Genomic DNA, 16,415 nt, shown 5'->3' with positions numbered 1-16,415 from the left:
CGACAGGCCAGTGGGCCAGCTGGCATATAGGGAGAGAACGCCATGGACGCCGCGGTCGATGCGAGCACCAGCCAGTTCGAACTCAACGAGGAACAGCGCGCCATCCAGGAGATGGCGCAGGCGTTCGCCGCCGACCGCGTCGCGCCGAATGCGCTCGACTGGGATCGCAGGAAGCATTTCCCGGCCGATGTGATCCGCGAGACCGGGCCGCTCGGCCTCGGCGGCATCTACGTCAGGGACGATGTCGGCGGCTCCGCGCTCGGCCGCCTCGACGCCGTGCTGATCTTCGAGGCATTGTCACATGCCGACCCGGGCTTTTCGTCCTTCATCTCGATCCACAATATGGTGGCCTCGATGATCGACCGCTTCGGCAACGACGAGCAGCGCCAGCGCTTCCTGCCGAAGCTCACCTCGATGGAATGGCTGGCGAGCTATTGCCTGACCGAGCCGGGCTCCGGATCGGATGCCGCGGCGCTCAAGACGCGCGCGGTCAAGAGCGGCGGCGACTATGTCCTCAACGGCGCCAAACAATTCATCTCGGGCGCCGGCGACAGCGATGTCTATGCCGTCATGGTGCGCACGGGCGCCGACGGGCCGAAAGGCATCTCCACCATCGTCGTACCGAAAGATGCGCCTGGCCTCTCCTTCGGCGCCAACGAGCACAAGATGGGCTGGCACATGCAGTCGACCCGCCAGGTCATCTTCGAGGACTGCAAGGTGCCGGCGGAAAACCTCTTGTCGGGTGAAGGCGCCGGCTTCGGCATCGCCATGGCCGGGCTCGATGGCGGCCGGCTGAACATCGCCGCCTGTTCGCTGGGCGGCGCCCAGTCGGCGCTCGACAAGGCGCTGTCCTACACCGCCGAGCGCAAGGCCTTCGGCTCGAAGATCAACCAGTTCCAGGCGCTGCAGTTCAGGCTGGCGGACATGGAGACCGAGCTGCAGGCAGCGCGCATCTTCCTCTATGCCGCCGCCTCCAAGCTCGACCGCAAGGCGCCGGACGCCGGCAAATGGTCTGCCATGGCCAAGCGTTTCGTCACCGACACCGGCTTCAACGTCGCCAACGATGCGCTGCAACTGCTCGGCGGCTACGGCTATCTGCACGATTACGGCGTCGAGAAATTGGTGCGGGACCTGCGCGTCCACCAGATCCTCGAAGGCACCAACGAGATCATGCGCGTCATTATCGCGCGCGCGTTGATCGGACGATAGGCAGTAGGCAGTAGGCAAGAGATGATCGGCAAGATCAATTCTTACAAGGATCTTATCGTTTGGCAGCAGGCAATGGATCTGGCCGTCGCCACCTACTCCTTGACCAAGACATGGCCAAAAGAAGAAATGTATGGCCTGACCAGCCAAATCCGCCGCTCTGCAACCTCTATCCCTGCCAACATCGCTGAGGGCTACGGCCGCGACAACAGAGGCTCCTATCAGCAATTTCTCGGGATAGCCCAAGGCTCACGGAAGGAGTTCGAGACACACCTCCAGATCGCTGAACGCATTGGCCTCGCCACGCATGATCAGGCTCATCAGATGCTATTGGCGACCGAGGGTCTTGGAAAAATGCTTCGCCAACTCATTATCAAACTTGCCCCAGAATAAAGTCCCTACTGCCTACTGCCTACTGCCTACGGCCTTACCCAACCACGGAGCGTCACAATGACCACAATCGCCTTCATCGGCCTCGGCAACATGGGCAATCCGATGGCCGCCAATCTGGTAAAGGCCGGGCATGCGGTTCTAGGCTTCGATCTCATGCCGGAGAACCTTACGGTCGCAAGGGAGCATGGCGTGACGGTGATGGCCAACGCCATCGCGGCAGTCAAAGATGCCGATGTCGTCATCACCATGCTCCCTGCCGGCAAGCACGTGCTGTCGGTCTATGAAGACATCGCGCCCAAGGCAAAAAAAGGCGCGCTGTTCATTGATTCCTCGACCATCGACGTCGAGTCGGCGCGCAAGGCGCATGCGATTGCCGCCAAACACGGCCTGCTCTCCATCGACGCGCCCGTCTCGGGCGGCACCGGCGGTGCGGCGGCCGGCACGCTGACCTTCATGGCCGGCGGCTCCACCGATGCCTTCGCCGCCGCCGAGCCGATCCTGAAGCCGATGGCCGGGCGCATCGTCCATTGCGGCGGCGACGGTGCCGGCCAGGCGGCGAAAATCTGCAACAATATGATCCTCGGCATTTCGATGATCGGCGTCGCCGAGGCCTTCGTGCTGGCCGAAAAGCTCGGCCTGTCGCATCAGGCGCTGTTCGAGGTCGCCTCGACCTCTTCGGGCCAATGCTGGTCCTTGACCACCTACTGCCCGGTGCCCGGTCCGGTGCCCACTTCACCCGCCAACAGGGATTACAAGCCGGGCTTCGCCGCTGCCCTTATGCTGAAAGACCTGAAATTGTCCCAGGAAGCCGCACTGAGCGCGGGCGCGGTGACCCCACTTGGCGCCGAGGCGGCACAGCTCTACGCCCTGTTCAACGCCCAGGGGTACGGCGGCGCCGATTTCTCCGGCATAATTAATTTTCTCAGGGGCAACCCAGCGTAACCAGCGGACTTGATGGGTTTTTTCCAGATCAACCCGGCAGAAGAACCGCAAATTTAGATTTGCTTAAGCTCTCGATAACTCTGCGGTAACGATGTCCCTATAAAACGGACTGCGAGGCGGACATATCGCATCCGCCCGGCGCTCCGGATCAGGTCTCGCGTACCGGAGCCCGTAAGTTTCGCCAAGTGTTTGCGTAGCGAAACGCCATGCGTATCTGGCAAAGCCGCGTTCCCGATGGAGCGCGGTTTTTGCATTTCTGCCGCACCCACTTCTCCCCGATGTCTATATTCCGATCGCCGCGTTCGGGATTGGCACATGATCTTCGTTGGTCAGCACAATCGGCGCGTCCACTCCATCGACCCTGACCACAAGCAGGCGGATGCTCCACGTGCCGGCATTGCGGACCAGATGGGATAACACGGTGGCTTTGCCCTTGGCGCCGTGGACGGGAATGCTGAACTGGGCGTCGCCCGTGCCGTTCGCACTGACGTTGAGATGGCCGCCGACCCAGAAATTGTCGGTCACGTCGTCGCCAATGGCAGCCTTGACGCGGGTATCGGAACGCACGGCATCCATGGTCATGTGGTAGGCGTCGCTGCCTTTGAACATGAAGGGGATGCTGCCGACCGCCGTCGCACAGCCCCCGATACTGAGCACCCAGACAGCCAGGCCGGCTATTGCCCAGTTGCGCTGCGTCTTGCGGAACTGCTCGGCGTCGCGCCAGGCCCGGTTCTGCCAGGCCCAGCGGCTGCCGCGTGCTCCGAGCACGAAGATCATGACGAGGTTGACGACCGGGATCAGTGCCAGCAGCGCGATGAAGGTGCTGTTGCCGATGCCCCAGATCCAGTTGAGGAAGAAGGCGCCCCAATTCCAGCGGTCGAGCTCGGCCGGGATTTCAGCCGGCTGGTTGAGCGGTTGTCCGGCCATGATGTCCCCCCATCGGTGCTTATACCGATTGGTTCTAGACCATGATTTCGACAATGCGCAAAATCAAAGTTCCGCAGGGTCTATTTCAAGCCTTTGCCGACAGCCGGCGAAAATTCGCCTTCACCGCGCGGCTGGCGGGCTTGAGCGCGGCGCTGATCGACCGTTCCGCCGCGACGCCGTTGAACAGCGACGGCGTGCGACCGGAAAGGAGTTCCGGCCAGAATCGCGATGCCGATTGCAGGAAGGACATTTGCGCCGCGAACGCGCCCTCGGCGATTGCCGCGGTCTTCTCGTTCACCGCACGCGCGGTTTCGGTGCTCCAGGGCTGGCTGCTGCCGCTGTCCATGGCCATCAACGGCAGGCGCATCATCGCCACCAGCGGCGCCAGCATCAGGTCAGCGCCGATGCTGGCTGCTTCTTGCGCGCGTCGGCTCTTGCCGGTTTTTGTCATGGAAATGAACCCCTTGTCGCGGCCGGATGGCTGCTGCCGGACACACTACGCGCGGAGGATAACGTTTGTTCCCCATCGGGCAGCATGTTTCTCGAGGCCGGGCGTTCCCCTGAAGAAACGCCCGGTCGAGGTTCGCCTTACCGCTTGCGCAGATCGGCCTGCGCCAGATCCAGCGCCTTGCGGATCCGCTCGCAGGCCATGTCGATCGTGTCGCGGGTCCAGATCAGCGGCGGCGACAGGATCATCGTGTCGCCGGTGGCGCGCAGCATCATGCCGTTGGCGATGGCATGGTCGCGCACCGTCACCGCGGCACTTCCCGACGGCAGGAACCGTTCCTTGGTCGCCTTGTCCTTGACGATCTCGATCGCGCCCATCAGCCCGATCGAGCGTACCTCGCCGACCAGATCATGCCCGGCGATACGCTCCTGCAGCGCCTTGGCGAAATAAGGCCCAGTTTCGTTCCTGACACGATCGACCAGGCCTTCCTGCTCGATGATCTCGAGGTTCTTCAAGGCCACCGCGCAGGCCACGGGGTGGCCGGAATATGTGTAGCCATGGTTGAACTCGCCGCCCTTCTCGACCAGCGTCGAGGTGATGCGGTCGCCGACCAGCAGCGCCGACAGCGGTTGATAGCCCGAGGTCAGCGCCTTGGCGGTGGTGATGGTGTCCGGTTCGATGCCGAAGGTCTGTGCCGCGAACCATTCGCCGGTGCGGCCATAGCCGGTGATGACCTCGTCCAGCATCAGCAGCACATCGTATTTGCGGCAGATGCGCTGCACCTCAGGCCAGTAGCTCGCCGGCGGGATCTTGACGCCGCCCGCACCCATTACCGGCTCGCCGATGAAGGCCGCGACCTTGTCGGCCCCGGCCTCGAGGATGGCGTCCTCGACCGATTTGGCCGCGCGCAGGCCGAAATCATGGTCGCTCTCGCCCGGCAGCGCCAGCTCATAGGCATAGGGCATCATCACATGCACGATGTTGGGCACCGCTCCGTTGAGCTGCTTGTGCATGGCGTCCATGCCGCCGAGCGAGGTGCCGGCGATGGTCGAGCCGTGATAGGCCATCTTGCGCGAGATGACGCGGTTCTTCTCGGGCTTGCCCTCGATCACCCAGTAGTGGCGGACAAGACGCAAGGCGGTGTCGTTGGCTTCCGAGCCGGAGGAGCCGTAGAACACCTGGTTGACGTTCTTCGGGGCGATCTCGGCCAGCTTCTTGGACAACAGCACCGGCGTCGGCGTCGAGCATTTGAAGAAGGAATTGTAGTAAGGCAGTTCCTTCATCTGGGCGTAGGCGGCCTCGGCCAGTTCTTCGCGGCCATAGCCGATGTTGACGCACCACAGGCCGGCCATGCCGTCGAGCAGTTCCACCCCTTCGGAATCGTAGATGAACGGGCCATTGGCGCGGGTGATGATGCGCGAACCCGCCTCACGCAATTCCTTGTGGTCGGTGAAGGGATGGAGGTGATGCGCGGCGTCGATCTGCTGAAGCTGCTTCAGCGAATAATTCTGATAGGTCATGTCTGGATCTTTCCTCTGGATTCAGTCCGGCTGGCGCCGGGGCGAATGCATCAGAGGGCGGCGGGTGGCGAATAACCGATGCGGGCGCACAGCCGCAAAAGCTCCGCACGCAGCGTGCGCGGTGACGGTGTCACCGCGACCCCGAACGTGCAGGCAAAGGTCATAGCAGGAGCCATGCCAGGCACCTTAGAGCAAAGGCTGGCCGAGGTGAACCACCCTTTGCCTGGCCCATGACGGAATACTTCTAAGCCTTGGCGCTCAGTGCCCGCTGCAGGAAGACATATTTCATCGCCGTCTGTGCCGCCTGCGGCCGGCGGTCGCCCCGACCGCCATGGCCGCCTTCGGTCTCCTCGAAGAACAGTGTCCTGTCGTGGCCGGCCTCCTGCAGACGAGCCGCCATCTTGCGGGCATGTCCGGGATGGACGCGGTCGTCGGCGGTCGAGGTCGTCAGCAGCACCGGCGGATAGTCGGCACCCACCTTGACGTGCTGGTAGGGCGAATAGGCGGCCAGCCACCTGGCGTCCTCCGGCTTCGACGGATCGCCATACTCGGCCATCCATGAGGCGCCGGGCGGCAATTCGGTGTAGCGCAGCATGTCGAGCAGCGGCACCTCGATGATGACGGCGCCGAAAAGGTCCGGGCGCTGCGTCAGCGAAACGCCGGTCAGCAGGCCACCATTCGAGCCACCCTGGATGCCGAGCGAGCCTGCCGTCGCGATGCCGCGCCTGACGACGTCCTCGGCCACCGCGGCAAAATCGTCAAAACCGTTCTGGCGATTGCCTTTCAGCGCCGCCTGATGCCAGGCCGGGCCGAACTCGCCGCCGCCGCGAATGCAGGCCTGCACATAGGCATTGCCCTTCTCCAGCCACAGCCTGCCGCGCACGCCGGCATAGCCGGGCAAGAGCGGCACTTCGAAGCCGCCATAGCCGTAGAGCAGCGTCGGCACCGGTCCTTTCTGGTCGCGCCGCCTGACGACGAAGTATGGGATCATCGTGCCGTCCTTCGAGCGCGCCTCGAACTGTTCCGAGATCAGCGGCGCGGCATCGAAGCGCGCCGGCTGCGACTTCACCGTGGCGAGCGTCTCGCCATCGTCATCCGACCAGATGATCGAGCTTGGCGTCAGGAAATCGGTGAAGGAGAAGGACACGCTGGAGCCGAAGTGCTCGGCATGGCTGATGCCGACAGTGCCGTTCTCAGGCAACGCGACCGGCTTCAGAGACCAGGCGCCATTCTTGCGCTCGCAAACGAGAACCTTGCCGCGCACATTGTCCATCAGGCTGATGAACAGCCGGTCCTGCGTTCTGGCGAGCCCGGCGATGGACACGCGATGCGCCGGCGCCAGCAGGGTTTCGATGGTGCCCAAGCCGCCGGTTTCGATCCAGTGGGCGAAATCGAGCGAATAGAGCCCGTCCGGTTGGCACAGCGTGCCGTCCGGCGCCGTCCAGGGCGTGCGCACCCCGAACACCAGCTGGTCCTTGAAAAGCGATGTGTCGGTGGCGTCGTCGGGCAGCGGAATGCGCCTGTTCTCACCGGACGGGAGATGCAGGAAACTGTGCGATGCGAAGAAATTGATTGCCCGCGCCAGAAACACGTGACGCTTGTCGCCGTCGAACTCGACGCCCGCGCCGGCGGCGAGATCGTCTTTCTGCGCCTCGAAAATGGGTGTTGCGTCTTCGAGGCTGGTGCCGCGCTTCCAGAGCTTGATCACACGCGGATAGCCGGACTCGGTCTTGTCGGATTCCTCGAAGGCCGCCGAGACGATGACCGTGTCCTTGTCCAGCCAGCCGAAACCCGACTTGGAAGCCGGCGCACGGAACCCGCCCTCGATGAACGATCTGGTTTCAATGTCGAATTCGCGCATCTCGCTGGCGTCGCCGCCGTCCGGCGACATCGAGAGCAGGCAGCGGCTGAAGTCCGGATAGAGCCGGCTGGCGCCGCTGAACACCCATTTTATCCCCTCCTTCGCCGCGAGCTGGTCGAAATCGATGATCGTTTCCCAGACCGGGTTCTCGGTCTTGTAGGAAGCGACCGTCGTGCGGCGCCACAGGCCGAGCGCATTGGTCTTGTCCTGCCAGAAATTGTAGACATGGCCGGCGATTGCCGCGCCGACGGCGATGTTGTCCTCGGCCGTCATCAGGTCGAGTGCCGTCTGGAACGACGCCTGATACGAAGGATCGCCCTGCAATTCGCCAATCGCGATCTCGTTCTGGCCGTGCACCCAGTCGAGCGACTGTTTGCTGGTCCTGTCCTCCAGCCAGAGGAAGGGGTCCGCGGTATCGGCTTCTGGCTTGGCGATGGGCTTGGTCATGGAATCTCCAAATAGGCAATGCTTGGGCAAGCAACATCGACATGCCGCGCCCGATATTCAAGAGTTGCAGCCAAGGATTTAGGCCTTGCCGCGACCGGCGAGGCTCGCGACCGCCAAGGCCAGGCACATGAGGCAAAGCGTGATCGGCAGGCCTCTCGCGCCCAGTATATCCATGGCGCTGCCAGCCGTCGGCGGCACGGCTATGCCGCCGACGCCCCACATCAGCGAGAAGGCGGCGTTGCCAGCGACCAGTGTCGAGCCGGTGAAACGCTCGCCGAGCTCGATGATCGACATCGTGTAGATGCCGTAGGAGACCGCGCCCCAGACGAAGATCATCGGCCAGATCAGCGGCGTTTCGATGAGAAGCGGCAGCAACACGCATCCGACCACGGTCAAGGAAACACAGGCAAGCCGAACCAGGCGTGCGGTCAGCCTCTCCGCCAGCAGGCCGAGCGGCACCTGCATGGCAATGTTGCCGGCGATCATCATCGACAGCAGCGCCGACATGCGGGCCTCCGCGATACCATAGTGGTTACCATAGACCGGCAGCAAGGCCAGCGCCCCCTGTTCGAACCCCGCGGCCACGATGACCGCCAACAGAAGCAGCCAGGCCATCGGTACGAAGCCCAGAACGGAAACCCGATGCCCGGCCTCGTCCACCTTCGGCAGGCGCGGCAGCACCGACGCCAGGCACATGCCGCATAGCACGAAGGCGCAAATACCGACGAGGAAGGGCGGCCATCCCTGCGTACCGACGGCGAGCAGGCAGAGCGGGCCGGCCGCGAAGCCGGCCGAAATGATCGTCGAATAGACGCCCATGATGCGCCCGCGCCTGGCCGGCGGCGCAAGGGCAATTACCCAGATTTCGCTCAAGACATAGAGCGGATTGGTCACCGCGCCGATCAGGAAGCGCAGCGGAAACCACAGATAGACATTCTGCGTCCAGCCGATCAGCGCCAGCACGACGGCCGAGAGCGCGGCGCAAGTAAGCGCCGTGCGCCCCGCCCCGAACCGCCGCGCCAGCCCCGGGATCAGCGGCGACGAGACGATGAAGCCGATCGGCGTCATCGCAGCCGACAGGCCGATCATCGCCGGCGAGACGCCCTGGCGCTGCAGGATGAAGCTCAGCAGCGGATAGGACAGGCCCTGCGCGATGGCGAACACCGAGACGGTCGCGATCACGCCGGTGATCGCCGCCCATTGCATTCCTTCGCCAGTTTTCGAATCCGCCGCGGCCATGGTGCTACCGTTGGTACCCGGCAGGATTAACGGTTCGGCCAGACAGCGGTAAGCCCCGCCGGCGGAAAGCGCTTGCTCCAGCCAGATCGATGTCAGGAGGCTCGACGTTGCGAGGAGCGGTACTAGGCGAAGACGACCAGAACCGCATCGAGACCGGCGATCACCACGGGCAGGCCCAGCGGGCCGATGCCTTGCATCAGCTGACCGGCACCCGGCGGGCAGACAATGCCGCCAACGCCCCACAGCAGGGCGAAGGCCGCATTGCCGGTGACGAGCAGCGTGCCCTTGAAGCGGCTGCCGAGTTCGACCAATGCCATCGCATATACGCTGTAGCCGACCGCGCGCATCGCCAGCAACACCGCCCCAGATCAACGGCATGGTGAGCAGCAGCGCCGCGCAGATTGCCGTCGCCACCGCGCAGGCGCGGCTCTGGCCGAGCGGCCGCGGACTGGAATGAATGGCGGATCCCCGGCCCGGCGGCACTACGGGAAATAGCGGGCAATCGCGCCCTTCTTGCCGTCGGCGTATGGCTTCAACCACTTGTCGTCGATATTGAGCCCGTCGTCGTCGGAAGGCCCCTTGCCGATTGTCCTGCGCCAGGCGCGGAATTTGTAGTGGTCGAACACGTCAAGCATGTGCACGGCATAGGCGGCCGCGAAGGTCTTGTCGCCCTCGACGATCACCATGTTCTCGTCGTTCTCGTAGGACGCCTTGTAACCGAGATTGTGGCTGCCGGTGATGACGGTGGCGTTGTCTTCCATCGGATCGATGATGACGATCTTGTCGTGCACGATCGCATGGCCGACGGTCAGCACCTCCGCCTGGAAGTCGCGGGCGATCGTGGCGCCGGTCAGGTTTGCCGCACGCACGATGGAGACGTTCGGCGCTTCCCAGACCTTCTCCGGATAGACGAACGGCGCCTTGCCGTCCTTGTTCGACTTGTGTGTGACCGCATCCTTGGTCGGCGCGACATAGTTGGGCATGGCGGTTTCGTCAGAGATCGCGCCCTGCACGATCAGGTTCGGATCGGCCTTGGCCGCCGCCACGGCCTGGTCGACGATCGAGTTGTCGCCGAGCAGCGAGGGATTGAACACCAGGAACAGCACCGCCCGCTTCGCCGCTTTGATGCGGGCAAACACATCCGCGAGGTCGACCGGCCGCACGGAGATGTCCTTCTTGTTGCGGTCAGGGTCGTTGGGCGAAAACCAGACCGTCATGCCGTCCAGCGCTGCGGTGGCGCCGTTGAGCGGATTGGGCATGTGGTTCTCCCCGCGGAACGGCACGCCTTGTGTCTGCGCGACACGACCGGCCGCACTTTCCGAGGCCGGGGGCGGAAAGACGTCGGCCTTCATGCGCTGCCAATAGGCGTCGAAGATCTCGGCCATCGCCGGATCGTCGCGGATGAAGGCGTTGTTGGACTGTCCGCAGATACCGGTCGACGTCCAGTTGGTGCTGCCGGTCATCACTGCTTGCGGCTTGCCGTGGGCATCGCGGTAGACGGCAAATTTGTTGTGGCCGATGTGGTTGTTGTTGAACAGGCGGTCCGTCACCACGACGCCCGCGTCATGCAGGCGCTTCCTGTATGGCGCATTGCCGGCATCCCAGGCCTTGGTCTCGTCGTCCCTGCCCGAATTGGAAAGGATGACCTCGACGGCGTCCTTGGCGGCGATGATGGCATCGCACAGCTCGTCGTCACCGAGTTCATAGAGCGCGAGCCTGACGGTGCCGCCTTCGGTCTTGGCCCGCTTCAGGAGGCTGGTCAGCACGTCGGGAACATCGCCATGCAGATAGGCCCGTATATTGCTCGTCGGGTCCTGCAGCACTGCCCTGATCTTGTCGCGCTGCCCGACCTTGATGCCGGCCTCCTGCAGCGCATGCGACATCCATTGCGTCGACAGCACGCCATTGGTGAAGGCAACCCGCGCCTTGCCGAACATCTGACCCAGATAGATCGGCGGGCTGACCGCACCCTTGCCGAGATAACCGAGCGGGCGCGCCGTGCCGGTGTAGGCGGGTTTGCCGTCGACGATCTGATCAGGGCGCACCGGCACCGCATCGAGGCCTGGCTTCATGTCGCCGACCGGGCGCACCCGGTAGGCGATCATTTCGCCGTCCGGCCTGACGTCAATGCTGTCGCGCCGGCGCCGCACGGTGAGATCGCGCCAGAATGTCTTCTGCACCGGCCAGACGCCGGTATCCTGCGGGATCCATCTCGGATTGCGCTGCCCTTTGAACGGCACCCAGGAGGCCAGGCAGCGCTCCTCGCCTGTCTCGGGATAGAGGCGAACGACCTCGAAACCGAGGCAACCCGGGATCATCCCGTCTATGTCCCAGGAAAGGAACGCGACTTCGTTGTTTGTCGCGGCACGCACTTTGACGACGTCAGGCATGGCTGTCCCTCCAGAGACACTCGGCGCGCAAGTATGTCAGAAGTAGCGAGTATGTCAGAAGTAAAAGACGATACTGTAACGTATGACCCGTCGATATCCATCGCGCTCGGCACTCGTCGGGCGCGACGCTGTGGACCGGGCAATGTCGCAGCCATGCGGCTGCCGTTCAGGCATGTCGCTTCCCTCGCCCTAGTGGTCGCCGCCTCCGCAATGGCTGGCGGGTCGCCGGTCCATTATGCCGGCCGCTATTCGCATCCTACGAGGACCATCATGACCGCCGCCCTAAACCCCTTGGAACCGGCTCTGGCACCCGACCGTGCCCGCCGTGGCGGCCGCGCCGGAAAGCGCGCTGGAGGCTCGGCCGCCTTCGAGCAACCGGCTTTCCGCCAGTTGAAAAACCCGCTGGCGCCGACCAGGCTGGTGTCGGAAGACGAGCTGGAATCGATCCACCTCGCCTCCTTGCGCGTACTCAAGGAAATCGGTGTCGACGTCCTGCACGACGAAGCCCGTCGCATCATGCAGGCGCATGGCGCCGACGTGCGCGAAGGCTCGGAGCGCGTACGCTTCGACAGCGACATGATCCTCGAACTCGTCTCGCACTGCCCGTCCGAATTCACCATCCATGCCCGCAACCCTGCGCATAATGTGCGCTTTGGCGGCGACAATCTGATCATCTCGATGATGGCGTCGGCGCCCAACTGCTCCGACATCGACCGCGGGCGACGGCCCGGCAACCAGCAGGACTACCGCAATTTCCTGCGCCTAGCGCAGATGCACAACATCCTGAATTGCACCGGCGGCTATCCGGTAGAACCGACCGACATCCATCCGTCGGTGCGCCACCTCGAATGCATCCGCGACCTCGCCACGCTGACCGACAAGGTGTTCCACATTTATTCGCTCGGCAAGGAGCGCAATGTCGATGGCATCGAGATCGCCAGGATCGCGCGCGGCATCAGCCACGAGCAACTGCTCGAGGAGCCGTCCGTCTTCACCATCATCAACACCAATTCGCCGCTCAAGCTCGACGTGCCGATGATGGAAGGCATCATCCAGATGTCGAGCAAGGGCCAGGTCGTTGTCGTCACGCCCTTCACCCTGTCGGGCGCCATGGCGCCGGTCACCATTGCCGGCGCGCTGGTGCAGCAGAATGCCGAGGCACTGTCCGGCATCGCCTTTGCCCAGATGGTACGCAAGGGAGCACCCGTCGGCTATGGCGGCTTCACCTCCAATGTCGACATGAAGTCAGGCTCACCGGCCTTCGGCACGCCCGAATATATGAAGGCGCAGCTTGTCGGCGGCCAGCTTGCCCGCCGCTACAACATCCCCTACCGCACCTCCAACACCTGCGCCGCCAACACGGTCGACGCGCAGGCGGCCTATGAGAGCGTGTTCTCGCTATGGGGCGCCATCCAGGGCGGCGGCAATCTGATGATGCATGCCGCCGGCTGGCTCGAGGGCGGCCTGCGCTGCTCCTACGAGAAAACCATTCTCGACATCGACCTGTTGCAGATGGTGGCCGAATTCCTCACCCCGCTCGACCTGTCCGAAGAGGCGCTCGGCTTCGACGCCATCCAGTCGGTTGGCCCCGGCGGCCATTTCTTCGGCACCCAGCACACGCAGGACCGCTACAAGACCGCCTTCTATTCGCCCATCATTTCCGACTGGCGCAATTTCGAGACCTGGGCGGAAGCCGGCTCGCCGACGGCGCTCGAAAAGGCCAACAAGGTCTGGAAGGAACGACTGGCGTCCTATGAAGAACCCTACATGGATCCGGCGATCCGCGAGGAACTCAACGACTTCGTCCAGAAGCGCACAGCCGAAGGCGGCGCGCCGACCGATTTTTGATCAATGTTGTTGATGAACAGTCGACCCCCACTCCGTCGAGCTGCGCTCGACACCTCTCCCCCGATCGACGGGGGAGAGGAAGGGCGCGAGCGTGCCCCGGATCGCTCCCTTCCTCTCCCTCCGGAGGGGGGAGAGGTGGCGCCGCGAAGCGGCGACGGAGTGGGGGAAGCCGCTGGTCAACCCCGCAGTCGCCGCAAGACAGGCACAACCCAGCGGGTGCGCAACCTCAGGCAAGCAGGCAATCAGGCGGAAGCATTGCTTTGGCTTGAACTGAAGGCGCGCAAGCTTGGCGGCTATCGCTTTACACGCCAGTTTTCCATCGGCCCCTTTTTTGCTGACTTCTGTTGCCGCGAGCGAAGGCTCGTCGTTGAGACTGACGGCTCGCAACACGCCGGCAGTTCACATGACCGCCGCCGCGACGACTTCATGCGCGGCCAAGGCTATTCGATCCTGCGTCTTTGGAACCATGACGTTCTGAAACATCGTACTTCCGTCTGTGAAGCCATTCTTGCCGCGCTTGACGGCAGGCTGGTCGAGGATACCACTGTCTCCGACCTCCGCTTCGTCTTCGCGCCGCGCTTATCCGATTCAATTTCTCTAAAAACGGACCTATCTTCATGAAATCCCATGCAAAAGCGGTTGTCATCGGCGGCGGTGTCGTCGGCTGCTCGGTGCTCTATCACCTGGCCAAGGCCGGCTGGACCGACATCATGCTGATCGAGCGCTCGGAGTTGACCTCCGGCTCGTCCTGGCACGCGGCGGGCGGCTTCCACACGCTGAACGGCGACCCCAACGTCGCCAAGCTGCAGGCCTACACGGTGCAACTCTACAAGGAGATCGAGGAAATCTCCGGCCAGTCCTGCTCGCTGCACCTGACCGGCGGCGTGATGATGGCCGACACGCCGGAACGCATGGACTTCCTGCGCCTTGCCCATGCCAAGGGGCGTTATCTCGGCATGGACACCGAGCTGATCACGCCGTCCGAAGCCAAGGCGATGTTCCCGCTGATGGACGAGAAGAACTTCGTCGGCGCCATGTGGGATCCGGTGGAAGGCCATCTCGACCCGTCCGGCACCACCATCGCCTACTCCAAGGCGGCGAAGAAACTCGGCGCCGAGATCGTGCTGCGCAATCGCGTCGTTGATCTCACGCAGCAGCCTGACGGCACGTGGAACGTCGTCACCGAACAGGGCACGGTCCACGCCGAGCATGTCGTCAATTGCGGCGGCCTGTGGGCGCGCGAGATCGGCCGCATGGTCGGCGTCGAGCTGCCCGTGCTGGCCATGGAGCACATGTACCTCCTCACCGAGCCGATGCCGGAGGTCGAGGAGTTCAACAAGTCGACGGGCCGCGAAATGATCGGCGTGCTCGACTTCAAGGGCGAGATCTACACACGCCAGGAGCGCAACGGAATCCTGCTCGGCACCTATGAAAAGGCCTGCAAGCCGTGGTCCCCGGTCAACACGCCGTGGGATTTCGGCCACGAATTGCTGCCGCCCGATCTCGACCGCATCGCACCGTCGCTGGAGATCGGCTTCAAGCATTTCCCCGGCATCGAGAAGGCCGGCATCAAGCAGATCATCAACGGCCCCTTCACCTTCGCGCTCGACGGCAACCCGCTGGTCGGTCCGGTGCAAGGCCTGACCAATTTCTGGTGCGCCTGCGCCGTCATGGCCGGTTTCAGCCAGGGCGGCGGCGTCGGTCTCGCCCTGTCGAACTGGATGGTCCATGGCGATCCGGGCTTCGACGTCTGGGGCATGGATGTCGCCCGCTTCGGCGAATGGGCAGGCCTGCGCTACACCAACGCCAAGGTGCGCGAAAACTATTCGCGCCGCTTCTCCATCCGTTTCCCCAACGAGGAGCTGCCGGCCGCGCGGCCGGCCCAGACGACGCCGCTCTACGACACGATGCTCGCCAACAACGCCGTTATGGGCGACTCCTGGGGTCTTGAAACCCCGCTCTGGTTCGCGCCGAAGGGCAAGGAACCGAAGGACATCGTCTCCTTCCATCGCTCCAACGATTTTGGGCCCATCGGCGAGGAAGTGCGCGCCACGCGTGAGCGCGTCGGCGTCACCGAAATCGCCAACTTCGCCAAATACGAAGTGTCGGGACCGGGCGCGGAAGAGTTCCTCAACCGGCTGATGACCAACCGCATGCCGAAGACCGGCCGCATCGTGCTCACCCCGATGATCAACGAATTCGGCAAGCTGATCGGCGACTTCACCATCGCCAAGGCCGGCGAGGACCGCTTCATGATCTGGGGTTCGTCGGCCGCGCAGAAATACCACATGCGCTGGTTCGAGAAGCACCTGCCGAAGGACGGTTCGGTGCGCATCCACCGTTTCGACCAGACGCTTGTCGGCCTGTCGATCGCAGGGCCGAAATCCCGTGACCTCTTGCAGAAACTCGTCGACGTCGACATCTCGACGAAAGCCTTCCGCTTCATGGATTTCCGCGAGATGGCGGTCGGCGGCGCTCCCTGCATGGTCAACCGCATCACCTATACCGGCGATCTCGGCTACGAGATCTGGATGGCGCCGGCCTATCAGCGGCTGGTGTACAAGGCGATCAAGGACGCCGGCGAGGAGTTCGGCCTGGTCGATTTCGGCATGCGCGCTTTGCTGTCGATGCGCCTGGAAAAGAACTTCCCGACCTGGTTCCGCGAGTTGCGGCCGATCTACGGGCCGTTCGAAGGGGCGATGGACCGCTTCATCAAGCTCGAGAAGAACGACTTCATCGGCCGCGAAGCCGCTGCCAAGGAACAGGCGGAAGGCCCGAAACTGCGTCGCGTCTCCTTCATCGTCGATGCGGCGGACGCCGATGTCATGGGCGATGAGCCGATCTGGGCCAAGGTCAGCAAGGATTACGGCACGGTGGAAAAGCCGCATGGCTATGGCGCGCCGCGCTTCGATGACAAGGGCAAGGAAGTGCGCGGCTCCAACGCCGCCGAAGGCGCTTCCGCCGTGCGCGGCATCGTCGATGGCGGCTGGCGCGTGGTCGGCTGGGTCACATCAGGCGGCTATGCGCACTATGTGCAGAAGTCGATGGCGCAGGGCTACGTTCCGGCGGCACTGGCCGAGGACGAAAGTGCCGGCCTTTTCGAGATCGAGATCCTCGGGCACCGCCGCCCGGCGCGAATCAATGTCGAAGCGCCTTTCGACCCGAGCGGCGAGAAGATGCGGACCTGAGGTTCG

The 16,415-nt window shown here is 63.6% G+C and carries 13 protein-coding genes and 1 pseudogene; 6 read left to right on the top strand and 8 right to left on the bottom strand.

The window, feature by feature from the left end; all coding sequences use genetic code 11:
* Nucleotides 1-42 precede the first annotated feature (42 nt).
* The 3 genes from CK226_RS02660 to mmsB are packed head-to-tail and all read left to right on the top strand — an operon-like array spanning nucleotide 43 to nucleotide 2,541.
* Nucleotides 43-1,209 carry an isobutyryl-CoA dehydrogenase gene (locus tag CK226_RS02660; RefSeq protein WP_095790936.1) on the top strand — a complete coding sequence of 389 codons (1,167 nt, stop codon included), beginning with the start codon at nucleotides 43-45 and terminating at the stop codon, nucleotides 1,207-1,209.
* A 21-nt stretch (nucleotides 1,210-1,230) separates the two neighbouring features.
* Entirely contained in the window at nucleotides 1,231-1,599 is a 369-nt protein-coding gene (locus CK226_RS02655; RefSeq protein WP_095790935.1) for a four helix bundle protein, read from the top strand.
* Nucleotides 1,600-1,656: 57 nt separating this feature from the next.
* A complete protein-coding gene (gene mmsB, locus CK226_RS02650) occupies nucleotides 1,657-2,541 on the top strand; it encodes a 3-hydroxyisobutyrate dehydrogenase (protein ID WP_095790934.1) in 885 nt (294 codons plus the stop codon).
* 282 nt (nucleotides 2,542-2,823) lie between these two features.
* On the opposite strand, the gene CK226_RS02645 is transcribed toward mmsB, so the two are convergent.
* The 8 genes and pseudogenes from CK226_RS02645 to CK226_RS02610 form a co-directional block, all read right to left on the bottom strand.
* Nucleotides 2,824-3,468 carry a cytochrome c oxidase assembly factor Coa1 family protein gene (locus CK226_RS02645; protein WP_095772929.1) on the bottom strand — a complete coding sequence of 215 codons (645 nt, stop codon included), beginning with the start codon at nucleotides 3,466-3,468 and terminating at the stop codon, nucleotides 2,824-2,826.
* A gap of 85 nt (nucleotides 3,469-3,553) precedes the next feature.
* Nucleotides 3,554-3,859, bottom strand: coding sequence for a hypothetical protein (locus tag CK226_RS02640; protein ID WP_245437630.1), 306 nt, complete (start codon nucleotides 3,857-3,859; stop codon nucleotides 3,554-3,556).
* A 197-nt stretch (nucleotides 3,860-4,056) separates the two neighbouring features.
* Nucleotides 4,057-5,436: an aspartate aminotransferase family protein gene (locus CK226_RS02635; RefSeq protein ID WP_095790932.1), complete on the bottom strand. Its 1,380-nt coding sequence runs from the start codon at nucleotides 5,434-5,436 to the stop codon at nucleotides 4,057-4,059.
* 50 nt (nucleotides 5,437-5,486) lie between these two features.
* Nucleotides 5,487-5,612, bottom strand: a complete 126-nt coding sequence (locus CK226_RS02630) for a capsid protein (protein ID WP_095790931.1) — start codon at nucleotides 5,610-5,612, stop codon at nucleotides 5,487-5,489.
* 68 nt (nucleotides 5,613-5,680) lie between these two features.
* On the bottom strand, nucleotides 5,681-7,744 hold the full coding sequence (locus tag CK226_RS02625; protein ID WP_095787444.1) for a prolyl oligopeptidase family protein: 2,064 nt from the start codon (nucleotides 7,742-7,744) through the stop codon (nucleotides 5,681-5,683).
* 78 nt (nucleotides 7,745-7,822) lie between these two features.
* Nucleotides 7,823-8,950, bottom strand: a complete 1,128-nt coding sequence (locus CK226_RS02620; protein WP_245437629.1) for an MFS transporter — start codon at nucleotides 8,948-8,950, stop codon at nucleotides 7,823-7,825.
* Nucleotides 8,951-9,105: 155 nt separating this feature from the next.
* Nucleotides 9,106-9,406, bottom strand: a pseudogene (locus CK226_RS02615) (MFS transporter); the annotation flags it as partial.
* A 59-nt stretch (nucleotides 9,407-9,465) separates the two neighbouring features.
* Entirely contained in the window at nucleotides 9,466-11,373 is a 1,908-nt protein-coding gene (locus CK226_RS02610; protein ID WP_095790929.1) for a phospholipase D-like domain-containing protein, read from the bottom strand.
* Nucleotides 11,374-11,643: 270 nt separating this feature from the next.
* Between CK226_RS02610 and CK226_RS02605 the strand changes: the two genes are divergently transcribed.
* The 3 genes from CK226_RS02605 to CK226_RS02595 all read left to right on the top strand — a co-directional run bounded on the left by CK226_RS02605 (nucleotide 11,644) and on the right by CK226_RS02595 (nucleotide 16,409).
* Entirely contained in the window at nucleotides 11,644-13,221 is a 1,578-nt protein-coding gene (locus tag CK226_RS02605) for a trimethylamine methyltransferase family protein (RefSeq protein ID WP_095791075.1), read from the top strand.
* A 135-nt stretch (nucleotides 13,222-13,356) separates the two neighbouring features.
* A complete protein-coding gene (locus CK226_RS02600) occupies nucleotides 13,357-13,842 on the top strand; it encodes a DUF559 domain-containing protein (RefSeq protein ID WP_095791074.1) in 486 nt (161 codons plus the stop codon).
* On the top strand, nucleotides 13,839-16,409 hold the full coding sequence (locus CK226_RS02595) for an FAD-dependent oxidoreductase (RefSeq protein ID WP_095790928.1): 2,571 nt from the start codon (nucleotides 13,839-13,841) through the stop codon (nucleotides 16,407-16,409). The genes CK226_RS02600 and CK226_RS02595 overlap by 4 nt, the downstream gene beginning before the upstream one ends.
* The last annotated feature ends 6 nt before the right edge of the window (nucleotides 16,410-16,415 follow it).

Origin of the sequence: Mesorhizobium sp. WSM4311 (assembly GCF_002295115.1) — a bacterium.
Classification (GTDB): domain Bacteria; phylum Pseudomonadota; class Alphaproteobacteria; order Rhizobiales; family Rhizobiaceae; genus Mesorhizobium.
This window is presented reverse-complemented; position numbering and strand designations above follow the sequence as displayed.